We start from the raw sequence: 11,397 nt of genomic DNA on the forward strand, positions 1-11,397 counted from the left end.
GCCCATCCCCGGATGAACGCCTCCACTCAGCCTTCCGAAGGGGCGGGTGGATCAAGATCAAAAGCTGAAGGCGAGCTAACGCTCGGCCTGATGAGTGGCGAAGAGCGGGAGCGGTTGTGTACCGATTTGCTTTTTGCTTTTGTAGGAGCAAGGCTTGCCCGCGATGGCGGCCTGCCAGCCGACCCAATTCTTTCAGATGTACCTGGATCCCCTGTGGGAGCGAGCCTGCTCGCGAAGGACGTCAACGATAACGCGTCCTGTCTGAATGATCGCGTTGCCTTGATGTTTTTCGCGAGCAGGCTCGCTCCCACAGGGGCCGGTGCTTCTGCAAAAGTCAGGTCGGCTGTCAGGCCGCCTCGATGGCTTTTGCGGTACGGCCTCGTAGCCGACATGATTTCGCGGATATATCCAATCCAATTGTGGGAGCGAGCCTGCTCGCGAAAAACGTCTGGGCAACAGGGTCATTCAGGCAGGGCGCGTTATCGTTGACGTCCTTCGCGAGCGGGCTCGCTCCCACAAACCGCCAACCACCATCACCCCACCCAATACCCCATCATTCAGAAAACCCCCATACCCCCTCCGGTTAACAAAACATAACGTGCCGTCGATTGTCAGCCGTCGAAAAACACCGATAGGATAAGCCAGCTTCCGAAGGGGCTCTGGATTGCGGGTTTCAGGACTATGCTCTGAAACAGGTCATCCCGACGAACACCCTTACGGCGCCCTGAAAGGTTGAACGACCTAACAATAATAATGGGGGAAGGTCTATGAGTGAGCCTGTCATGGGTGTGGGTATCTGCCGCCCGCCGGCATTACGCAAATACGCGTTGCTGGCTACAGCGCTCTCGCTGTTGGGCTGTGCCGTGTGGTCGGCACCTGTGCTGGCGGCTGACGCGCCGGCATCCGACGTTGTTTATTCCGTTGAATCGGCCAAGGCCAGCAAAAGCCTGGTGCTCGATGTCGTGCATGCAGGCAAGCGCCTGGTGGCGGTCGGGGATCGCGGGCACATTCTGTATTCCGATGACCAGGGTACGACCTGGACCCAGGCCAAGGTGCCGACCCGGCAACTGCTGACCTCGGTGTTCTTTGCCGATGACAAGCACGGCTGGGCCGTCGGTCATGACGCGCAGATCCTCGCCAGCGAGGACGGCGGTCTCACCTGGACCAAGCAATTCGAAGATCTCAAACGCGAATCGCCGCTGCTCGACGTCTGGTTCCAGGACGTCAACAGCGGCTTTGCCGTGGGCGCTTACGGTGCGTTGATGGCCACCACCGATGGTGGAAAGCACTGGGAAGACGTCAGCGACCGGCTGGACAACGAAGACCAGTACCACCTCAACGCGATCGCCGCCGTCAAGGACGCCGGGCTGTTCATCGTGGGTGAGCAGGGCAGCATGTTCCGCTCTGCCGACTGGGGCCAGACCTGGGAAAAACTCGAAGGCCCGTACGAAGGCTCGCTGTTCGGTGTCATCGGCACCGCGCAACCCAATACGCTGTTGGCCTATGGCCTGCGCGGCAATCTTTACCGCTCCACGGATTTCGGCAGCACCTGGGAGCAGGTCGAGCTCAAGGCTGAACGCGGTGCCCTGGAGTTCGGTCTGTCCGGCGGCACGTTGCTCGACGACGGTTCCATCGTGATCGTCGGCAACGGCGGTTCGGTGATCAGCAGCAGCGACAACGGCGAAACCTTCAGCGTCTTCAACCGCCGCGATCGTATTTCCATCTCTTCGGTGGTCGGTGCAGGAAATGGCAATCTGATTCTGGGTGGACAAGGCGGCGTTCGCGCCACTTCGCCAAACGGCGCGGAGCTGGGCAAATGAGCTACGTTAATAATAAGAAGGCGGGGCTATGACTTCCTTGAGCACTCATCATCAGGACAAGGCGACGTTTCTTGAACGCCTGATTTTCAACAACCGCCCGGCAGTGATCACCATCTGCCTGCTGGTCAGCATCTTCCTGTTCTGGCAGGCGACGCTGATCCGGCCGTCCACCAGTTTCGAAAAAATGATCCCGCTGGAGCATCCCTTCATTCAGAAGATGATGGAGCACCGCAACGATCTGGCGAACCTGGGCAACACCGTACGGATTTCCGTGGAAGCCACCGATGGCGACATCTTCTCCAAGGAATACATGGAGACCCTGCGCCAGATCCACGATGAAGTGTTCTACATCTCCGGCGTCGACCGTTCCGGTCTGAAGTCGCTGTGGAGCCCGAGCGTGCGCTGGACCGAGGTGACGGAGGAGGGCTTCGCCGGTGGTGAAGTGATCCCGCAGAGCTACAACGGCTCGCAGCAAAGCCTCGACATGCTGCGCAACAACGTGCTCAAGTCCGGGCAGATCGGGCGGCTGGTGGCCAACGACTTCAAGTCGAGCATCGTCGACATCCCGCTACTGGAGTCCTACCCGGACCCGCAGGACCAGGGCAAACTGCTGGCGCTGGACTATCGCAAGTTCTCCCACGATCTTGAAGAAAAGATCCGCGACAAATTCGAAGCGCAGAACCCCAACGTCAAGATCCACATCGTCGGTTTCGCCAAGAAGGTCGGCGACCTGATCGACGGCCTGGTGATGGTGGTGATGTTCTTCGGTGTCGCCTTTGTCATCACCCTGATCCTGCTTTACTGGTTCACCAACTGCATGCGCAGCACCGTGGCGGTGTTGAGCACGACGCTGGTGGCGGTGATCTGGCAACTGGGCCTGATGCACTTCTTCGGTTTTGGCCTCGATCCCTACTCGATGCTGGTGCCATTCCTGATCTTCGCCATCGGTATTTCCCACGGTGTGCAGAAGATCAACGGTATCGCCCTGCAATCCAGTGAGGCGGACAACGCCCTGACCGCTGCACGTCGTACGTTCCGCCAACTGTTCCTGCCGGGGATGATCGCGATCCTCGCCGATGCCGTGGGCTTTATCACGCTGCTGATCATCGACATCGGCGTGATCCGTGAACTGGCCATCGGTGCATCCATCGGTGTGGCGGTGATCGTGTTCACCAACCTGATCCTGTTGCCGGTAGCGATTTCCTACGTGGGTATCAGCAAACGCGCCGTGGACCGCAGCAAGAAAGACGCGACCCGCGAGCACCCGTTCTGGCGCCTGCTGTCGAATTTTGCCAGCGCGAAAGTTGCGCCGGTCTCGATCCTGCTGGCGTTGATCGCCTTTGGCGGCGGCCTCTGGTACAGCCAGAACCTGAAGATCGGCGACCTCGATCAGGGTGCTCCTGAACTGCGTCCGGACTCGCGCTACAACAAGGACAACAACTTCATCATCAACAACTACTCCACCAGTTCCGATGTGTTGGTGGTGATGGTCAAGACCAAGTCCGAAGGCTGCTCGCGTTACGAAGCCATGGCGCCGATCGACGAGCTGATGTGGAAGATGCAGAACACCGAGGGCGTGCAGTCGGCGATTTCCCTGGTGACCGTGTCCAAGCAGATGATCAAGGGCATGAACGAAGGCAACCTGAAATGGGAAACCCTGTCGCGTAACCCGGACGTGTTGAACAACTCCATTGCCCGTGCCGATGGCCTGTACAACAACAACTGCTCCCTGGCGCCGGTGCTGGTGTTCCTCAACGATCACAAGGCTGAAACCCTGGATCGCGCGGTGCATGCGGTGCAGGAGTTCGCCAAGGAAAACAACAAGGAAGGCCTGGAGTTCATCCTCGCCGCCGGTAACGCCGGTATCGAGGCAGCCACCAACGAAGTGATCAAGAAGTCCGAGCTGACGATTCTGATCCTGGTGTACATCTGCGTAGCGGTCATGTGCATGATCACCTTCCGTTCCTGGGCGGCGACCTTGTGCATCGTGCTGCCGCTGGTGCTGACCTCTGTGCTCGGCAACGCCCTTATGGCCTTCATGGGCATCGGCGTGAAGGTTGCGACCCTGCCGGTGGTGGCACTGGGCGTGGGGATCGGCGTGGACTACGGCATCTACATCTACAGCCGCCTGGAAAGCTTCCTGCGTGCCGGCCTGCCGCTGCAAGAGGCGTACTACCAGACGCTGAAGTCCACCGGTAAGGCCGTGCTGTTCACCGGTCTGTGCCTGGCCATCGGCGTGTGCACCTGGATCTTCTCGGCCATCAAGTTCCAGGCCGACATGGGCCTGATGCTGACCTTCATGCTGCTGTGGAACATGTTCGGCGCACTCTGGCTGCTGCCAGCCCTGGCGCGGTTCTTGATCAAACCGGAGAAACTGGCGGGGCAGAAGGGCAATTCGCTGTTTGCTCACTGATCCCTGATCAGAAACACAAAAGCCGCAACCTCAGGGTTGCGGCTTTTTTATATCTCAAATTCGACACCAACCCCCTGTGGGAGCGAGCCTGCTCGCGAAAGCGGTGCTTCAGTCAATGCAGTTGTCGACCGACACTACGCATTCGCGAGCAGGCTCGCTCCCACAATGGATCTGTGTTGATTAAGAGGGATCGTTGCCCAACACCACATTCAACGCATTGCGCGCATCATCGAGCTGTACCAGCGTCGCATGCCGCGCACCCAGCGCATCACGGTTCTCGATCGCGGTCAAAATCGCCTTGTGCCGTGGCAATGCCAGTTCATGCAGGTTCGGCCGCTGGTTGGAATGCTTCAGGGCTTCGGCAATCGCCACCGAGAGCATGTTGCACAGGTTGGCCAGCAGGTCGTTGTGGGTGGCATCGGCGATGCGGCTGTGGAAATCCAGGTCTGGTTGCAGCAGGGCTTCCGGCGTCGCTGCGGCTTCCATGCGTTGGTAGGCTTCGCCGATGGAGGCGATATCCGCCTCCGTGGCGAACTGCGCTGCCAGGGCCGCGACGGCGGGTTCGATGATGCTGCGCACGCTGGTCAGCAGGTCGAAGAACTCATTCTGCGGGCTGCTTTGCATCAGCCAGTGAAGCACGTCCGGATCCAGCATGTGCCAGTCCTTGCGCGGCTTGACCACGGTGCCGACCCGTGGGCGGGAATACACCAGGCCCTTGGCGACCAGCACCCGCGTGGCCTCGCGCAACACCGGCCGGCTGACGGCATACTCCTCGCACAGCAAGGCTTCGGCGGGCAGTTTGTCGTCCGGCAGGAACCGCCCGGAGACGATCTGCATGCCCAGTTCCTGGACGATGCGCGAGTGCATGCTTTTGCGGTCGGAGGGTTTGCGGTAATCCATGGCGAGCGACGCGGTCCTGTGCGGGGGGATACCGGCCATGATAACAGGCACGGCGCAATCTTGAGGTGGGTGAAAGGCAAATGTGGGAGCGGGCTTGCTCGCGAAGGCGGAGTGTCAGCCAACACAAACGTTGAATGATAAACCGCTTTCGCGAGCAGGCTCGCTCCCACAGGGGCAGGGGGTGTTAGTGGGAGTGACGCGGCACCTCGGCGCCACGGCAGCCGACCAGGAAGTCGAAGTCGCAACCCTGATCCGCTTGCAACACATGGTCGATGTACAGCTGACGATAGCCCCCCACCAGGAGTTGCTGCGGTGGCTGCAGGTCGGCCATGCGCGCTGCCAGTTCGACATCCGGAATGTCCAGGTGCAGACGGCCACTGGCACAATCGAGTTCGATCCAGTCACCTTCCTTCACCGCCGCCAGAGGTCCGCCAGCCGCCGCTTCCGGTGCGACGTGCAGTACCACGGTGCCGTAGGCGGTGCCGCTCATGCGGGCGTCGGAAATGCGCACCATATCGGTCACGCCCTGGGCCAGCAGCTTGGCCGGCAGACCCATGTTGCCGACTTCGGCCATGCCCGGATAACCCTTCGGCCCGCAGTTTTTCATCACCAGGATCGAGTTGGCGTCGACGTCCAGTTCCGGGTCGTTGATGCGCGCCTTGTACATGTCGAAGTTCTCGAACACGACAGCGCGGCCACGGTGCTGCATCAATTCAGGTGTGGCAGCGGACGGTTTCAGCACGGCGCCCAGTGGCGCCAGGTTGCCGCGCAGCACGCAGATCCCGCCGTCGGCGCGGATCGGGTTGTCGAGGGTGCGGATCACTTCGTCTTCACCGTAGATCGGCGCGTCCTTGGTGTTCTCGCCGATCGACTTGCCATTCACCGTGAGCGCGTCGGGATTCGGGATCAGGTTGGCTTCACCGAGGCGGCGCAGCACGGCTGGCAAACCACCGGCGTAATAGAACTCTTCCATCAGGAAGCGCCCGGACGGTTGCAGGTCGACGATGGTCGGCATGCCGCGACCGATGCGAGTCCAGTCGTCCAGGTCCAGCTCCACGCCGATGCGTCCGGCGATGGCCTTGAGGTGAATCACGGCGTTGGTCGAGCCGCCAATCGCTGCGTTGACGCGAATGGCGTTTTCGAAGGCTTCCTTGGTCAGGATCTTCGACAGCTTCAAGTCTTCGCGAACCATTTCCACTGCGCGCATGCCGGACATGTGCGCCAACACATAACGGCGCGCATCGACCGCTGGAATCGCCGCGTTGTGGGGCAGGGAAGTACCGAGGGCTTCCGCCATGCAAGCCATGGTCGAGGCCGTGCCCATGGTGTTGCAGGTACCGGCCGAACGGGACATGCCACCCTCGGCCGCGAGGAAATCATCGATGCTGATGGTGCCAGCCTTGACCTGCTCGCTGAGCTGCCAGACCACAGTGCCGGAGCCGATGTCCTTGCCCTTGTGCTTGCCATTGAGCATCGGCCCGCCGGTGACGACGATGGCCGGCACGTCGCAACTGGCTGCGCCCATCAGCAAGGCCGGAGTGGTTTTGTCGCAACCGGTCAGCAGCACTACGCCATCGATCGGGTTGCCACGGATCGCCTCTTCAACGTCCATGCTCGCCAGGTTGCGGGTGAGCATGGCGGTGGGGCGCAGGTTGGATTCGCCATTGGAGAACACCGGGAATTCCACCGGGAAGCCCCCGGCTTCGATCACCCCGCGTTTGACGTGCTCGGCAATCTGGCGGAAATGCGCGTTGCACGGGGTCAATTCCGACCAGGTGTTGCAGATGCCGATGATCGGCTTGCCGTGGAACTGGTGGTCGGCGATGCCCTGATTCTTCATCCAGCTGCGGTACATGAAGCCGTTTTTATCGGCTGTTCCAAACCATGAGGCGGAGCGCAGGGTGGGTTTCTTATCAGACATGATCGATTCTCTTATTGTATGACTATATTGTTCGAGCTGAGGCGTAACATAAGCGCAAATTCGCCTATTTGGAAGTGTTGTTGGGTAATTAGTATTACTATATAGTCGTTTTCAGCGGAGGGATGGCCCTGGCGGTTTACCGTGAGAGGTGTCCCCCGAGGTTCTATAAAAACAACAATCGGAGACCGATCTCATGAGCCAGGAACTGCGGCTTATTCGTCGCATCACGCTGAAACTGATTCCCTTCCTGATCCTGCTGTACCTGATCGCCTATGTGGATCGCTCCGCGGTGGGGTTCGCCAAACTGCACATGGGCGCCGACATCGGTCTGGGTGACGCGGCTTATGGCCTGGGCGCAGGGCTGTTCTTCATCGGCTACTTCCTGCTGGAAATCCCCAGCAACCTGATGCTCGATCGCTTCGGTGCGCGGCGCTGGTTCGCGCGGATCATGGTGACCTGGGGTGCCATCACCATCGGCATGGCCTTCGTCCAGGGACCGAACAGCTTCTACCTGATGCGCTTTCTGCTCGGTGCGGCGGAAGCCGGGTTCTTCCCGGGTGTCCTGTACTACATCACCCAATGGTTCCCGGTTCGCCATCGCGGCAAGATCCTCGGGCTGTTCATCCTGTCGCAACCAATCGCGATGATGATCACCGGCCCGGTGTCCGGTGGATTACTCGGCATGGATGGCGTACTGGGGCTGCACGGCTGGCAGTGGCTGTTCATCGTCATCGGCACCCCGGCGATCCTGCTGACCTGGCCGACGCTGCGCTGGTTGCCGGATGGCCCGCACCAGGTGAAATGGATGGACCAGACTGAGAAGGACTGGCTGGCCGGCGAGCTGAAAAAGGACCTGGAACAGTATGGCCAGACCCGTCACGGCAACCCGTTGCACGCCCTCAAGGACAAGCGCGTGCTGCTCCTGGCGCTGTTCTACCTGCCGGTGACTCTGAGCATTTATGGCCTGGGCCTGTGGCTGCCGACGCTGATCAAGCAGTTTGGCGGCAGCGATCTGGTGACCGGGTTCGTGTCATCGGTGCCGTACATTTTCGGGATCATCGGCCTGCTGATCATCCCGCGCAGCTCCGACCGCTTGAATGATCGCTACGGCCATCTGGCGGTGCTCTACGTGCTGGGCGCCATCGGCCTGTTCCTCAGTGCCTGGCTGACGTTCCCGGTGCTGCAATTGATGGCGCTGTGCCTGGTGGCATTCGCACTGTTTTCCTGCACGGCGGTGTTCTGGACCTTGCCCGGCCGGTTCTTTGCCGGCGCCAGCGCGGCGGCGGGGATTGCCCTGATCAACTCGGTGGGCAACCTCGGCGGCTACATCGGCCCGTTCGTGATCGGCGCACTCAAGGAATACACCGGCAACCTGGCTTCGGGCCTGTACTTCCTGTCCTGCGTGATGGTGTTCGGCCTGGTGCTGACCGGCGTGGTTTATCGCCTGCTGGAGCGCAAGCATGTGTTGCCGGCGGATGAGTTTGCGGCGAGTGCGCGTGGGGCTTCCAGAACCTGACATAAAACCTGTGGGAGCGAGCCTGCTCGCGAAAGCGGAGTGTCAGTCACCATCAATGTTGGATGTGACGGCCCCTTCGCGAGCAGGCTCGCTCCCACAAGGGACAGCGGCGTTTGATTAAACAGGAGAAAATTCATGCGTTTGGTTCAATTCGAATTGAGTAACGGCGAACGCCGGGTGGGTGTGGTCGAGCAAGGGTTGGTGCGTGAAGTGCAGGACGCGCGTACGGTTCGCGATCTGGCACTGGCGGCGATCGAGGCGGGCAACACGCTTGAGCAACAGGTGCACGCCCTGGGGCTGGGCATCAGCCACGACTACAGCGAACTGCTGGCGCAACTGCGCATTCTGCCGCCGCTCGATCACCCGGACCCGGCGCACATGCTGGTCAGCGGCACCGGCCTGACCCACCTGGGCAGCGCTTCAGCGCGGGACAAGATGCATCAGCAGGCCGGCGACGAAGCGGCGATGACCGACACCATGCGCATTTTCAAGTGGGGCGTGGAGGGCGGTAAACCGGCGGCAGGGCAGGCCGGTGTGCAACCGGAATGGTTCTACAAAGGCGACGGCAGCATTGTCGTGCGCCCGGGCCAGCCGTTCCCGTTGCCGCCGTTTGCCGAAGACGCCGGTGAGGAACCCGAGCTGAGTGGCCTGTACGTCATCGGTCACGACGGCAAGCCATATCGCCTGGGTTTCGCGGTGGGCAACGAGTTCTCCGATCACGTGATGGAGCGCAAGAACTACCTGTACCTGGCCCATTCGAAACTGCGCAGTTGCAGTTACGGCCCGGAACTGCGGGTGGGTGAGCTGCCGCAGCATCTGGCGGGCACCAGCCGCATTCTGCGCGACGGTGAAGTGCTGTGGCAGAACGAGTTCCTCAGTGGCGAGGCCAACATGTGCCATAGCCTGGCGAACCTGGAATTCCACCATTTCAAGTACAGCCAGTTCCTGCGTCCCGGTGACGTGCACATTCACTTCTTCGGCACCGCGACCCTGTCGTTCGCCGATGGCGTGCGCACCCGACCTGGGGATGTGTTCGAGATCAGCCAGGCCGAATTCGGCGCGCCGTTGATCAATGGCATCGCACCGGTTGAAGCGGCGTTCGAACCCGGCACCGTCGGCACACTTTGAGGAGCTATTGATGACCCGAATTCTTGGTCACAACTACATTGGCGGCCAGCGCAGCGCGTTGGGCGACGTGAAACTGCAAAGCGTCGATGCCGAAACCGGCGAGGCATTACCCCATGACTTCATCCAGGCCACGCCGGAAGAAGTCGATGCCGCCGCCAAGGCTGCCACCGGGGCATACCCGGCCTATCGCAGCCTGAGTGCCGAACGGCGTGCGCAGTTTCTTGAGGCGATCGCCGATGAACTGGATGCGCTGGGCGATGAATTTGTGACCCTGGTCTGCCGCGAAACCGCGTTGCCGGCGGCACGAATTATCGGTGAGCGCGGGCGCACCAGCGGCCAGATGCGCCTGTTCGCCAATTTGCTGCGACGCGGCGATTTCTACGGTGCGCGGATCGACCGGGCACTGCCAGAGCGGCAACCGCTGCCGCGCCCCGACCTGCGCCAATACCGCATCGGCCTCGGCCCGGTGGCGGTGTTCGGTGCCAGCAACTTTCCCTTGGCGTTTTCCACCGCTGGTGGCGACACCGCGGCGGCGCTGGCCGCCGGTTGCCCGGTGGTGTTCAAGGCCCACAGCGGTCACATGGCCACCGCCGAGCACGTGGCCGATGCGATCATTCGCGCAGCGGAAAAAACCGCGATGCCGGCGGGTGTGTTCAACATGATCTACGGCGGCGGGGTCGGTGAAGCACTGGTCAAGCATCCGGCGATTCAAGCGGTGGGTTTTACCGGTTCGCTCAAGGGCGGTCGGGCGCTGTGCGACATGGCGGCGGCACGCCCGCAGCCGATCCCGGTGTTCGCCGAAATGTCGAGCATCAACCCGGTGATCGTGCTGCCCCAGGCGCTGCAAGAACGTACGGAAACCATCGCCCGAGGCCTGTCGGCTTCGGTGGTTCAAGGCTGCGGTCAGTTCTGCACCAACCCTGGTCTGGTGATCGGCATTCGTTCGCCACAGTTCACTGCATTCCTGACGTCGCTGGCAGACATGATGGCCGATCAACCGGCGCAAACCATGCTGAACGCCGGGACCCTGGGTAGCTATGGCAAAGGCTTGCAGAAACTGCTCGATCATCCCGGTATCGAGCATCTGGCGGGTCATCCGCAACAAGGACGCCAGGCACAGCCGCAGTTGTTCAAGGCCGATGCCGGCCTGCTGATCGAAGGCGACGAAGTGCTGCAAGAAGAAGTGTTCGGCCCGACCACGGTGGTGGTCGAAGTGGCGGATCAGGCGCAACTCAGCGCGGCGTTGAACGGACTGCACGGTCAATTGACGGCGACGATCATCGGTGAACCCGCGGATTTCGCCCAGTTCGGCGAGCTGACGGCGTTGCTGGAACAGAAGGTCGGTCGGATCCTGCTCAACGGCTATCCGACCGGGGTGGAGGTCTGTGATTCGATGGTCCATGGCGGGCCGTATCCGGCGACATCCGATGCGCGGGGCACGTCGGTGGGCACCCTGGCCATTGACCGCTTCCTGCGCCCGGTGTGTTTCCAGAACTACCCGGACAGTTTGCTGCCGGAGGCGCTGAAAAACGCCAATCCGCTGGGTATTCAGCGGCTGGTGGATGGCAAGCCGTCGCGCGAGGCGATCTAACTCCCACTCACGTAACACCTGTGGGAGCGAGCCTGCTCGCGAAAGCGGCGGAACAGTCTGGAAATCTATCGAATTGAACAACGACGACGCCGGCACGGTGGCTCCCCC

At 61.2% G+C, this 11,397-nt stretch carries 7 protein-coding genes; 5 read left to right on the forward strand and 2 right to left on the reverse strand.

The features are described from left to right. The first annotated feature begins 767 nt into the window (after nt 1-767). Together HNQ83_RS30200 and HNQ83_RS30205 are read left to right on the forward strand one after the other, a co-directional pair. The gene (locus HNQ83_RS30200; RefSeq protein WP_175392497.1) at nt 768-1,820 is read left to right on the forward strand and encodes a YCF48-related protein; all 1,053 of its coding nucleotides are present in this window, start codon (nt 768-770) and stop codon (nt 1,818-1,820) included. A gap of 28 nt (nt 1,821-1,848) precedes the next feature. Beyond that, nucleotides 1,849-4,233 carry an RND family transporter gene (locus HNQ83_RS30205; RefSeq protein ID WP_175392498.1) on the forward strand — a complete coding sequence of 795 codons (2,385 nt, stop codon included), beginning with the start codon at nt 1,849-1,851 and terminating at the stop codon, nt 4,231-4,233. Nucleotides 4,234-4,413: 180 nt separating this feature from the next. On the opposite strand, the gene HNQ83_RS30210 is transcribed toward HNQ83_RS30205, so the two are convergent. After that, complete coding sequence (locus HNQ83_RS30210) at nt 4,414-5,133, reverse strand: FadR/GntR family transcriptional regulator (RefSeq protein WP_175392503.1); 720 nt, start codon at nt 5,131-5,133, stop codon at nt 4,414-4,416. A 184-nt stretch (nt 5,134-5,317) separates the two neighbouring features. Continuing rightward, nucleotides 5,318-7,054, reverse strand: coding sequence for an IlvD/Edd family dehydratase (locus HNQ83_RS30215; protein ID WP_175392499.1), 1,737 nt, complete (start codon nt 7,052-7,054; stop codon nt 5,318-5,320). A gap of 193 nt (nt 7,055-7,247) precedes the next feature. Here HNQ83_RS30215 and HNQ83_RS30220 point away from each other — a divergent pair, with 193 nt between their 5' ends. From HNQ83_RS30220 to HNQ83_RS30230, 3 genes are all read left to right on the forward strand, one after another. After that, a complete protein-coding gene (locus tag HNQ83_RS30220; RefSeq protein WP_175392500.1) occupies nt 7,248-8,570 on the forward strand; it encodes an MFS transporter in 1,323 nt (440 codons plus the stop codon). A gap of 135 nt (nt 8,571-8,705) precedes the next feature. After that, entirely contained in the window at nt 8,706-9,698 is a 993-nt protein-coding gene (araD1, locus tag HNQ83_RS30225) for an AraD1 family protein (RefSeq protein WP_175392501.1), read from the forward strand. Nucleotides 9,699-9,708: 10 nt separating this feature from the next. Continuing rightward, nucleotides 9,709-11,289 carry an aldehyde dehydrogenase (NADP(+)) gene (locus tag HNQ83_RS30230; RefSeq protein WP_175392502.1) on the forward strand — a complete coding sequence of 527 codons (1,581 nt, stop codon included), beginning with the start codon at nt 9,709-9,711 and terminating at the stop codon, nt 11,287-11,289. Nucleotides 11,290-11,397 lie beyond the last annotated feature (108 nt).

This window comes from Pseudomonas sp. C2B4 (assembly GCF_013359695.1).
Taxonomy (GTDB): domain Bacteria; phylum Pseudomonadota; class Gammaproteobacteria; order Pseudomonadales; family Pseudomonadaceae; genus Aquipseudomonas.

Bases quoted from the DNA above. Each gene is read 5' to 3' on its own strand.
- HNQ83_RS30200 (WP_175392497.1), top strand. From the start codon at position 768: ATGAGTGAGCCTGTCATGGGTGTGGGTATCTGCCGCCCGCCGGCATTA.
- HNQ83_RS30205 (WP_175392498.1), top strand. From the start codon at position 1,849: ATGACTTCCTTGAGCACTCATCATCAGGACAAGGCGACGTTTCTTGAA.
- HNQ83_RS30210 (WP_175392503.1), bottom strand. From the start codon at position 5,133: ATGGATTACCGCAAACCCTCCGACCGCAAAAGCATGCACTCGCGCATC.
- HNQ83_RS30215 (WP_175392499.1), bottom strand. From the start codon at position 7,054: ATGTCTGATAAGAAACCCACCCTGCGCTCCGCCTCATGGTTTGGAACA.
- HNQ83_RS30220 (WP_175392500.1), top strand. From the start codon at position 7,248: ATGAGCCAGGAACTGCGGCTTATTCGTCGCATCACGCTGAAACTGATT.
- araD1 (WP_175392501.1), top strand. From the start codon at position 8,706: ATGCGTTTGGTTCAATTCGAATTGAGTAACGGCGAACGCCGGGTGGGT.
- HNQ83_RS30230 (WP_175392502.1), top strand. From the start codon at position 9,709: ATGACCCGAATTCTTGGTCACAACTACATTGGCGGCCAGCGCAGCGCG.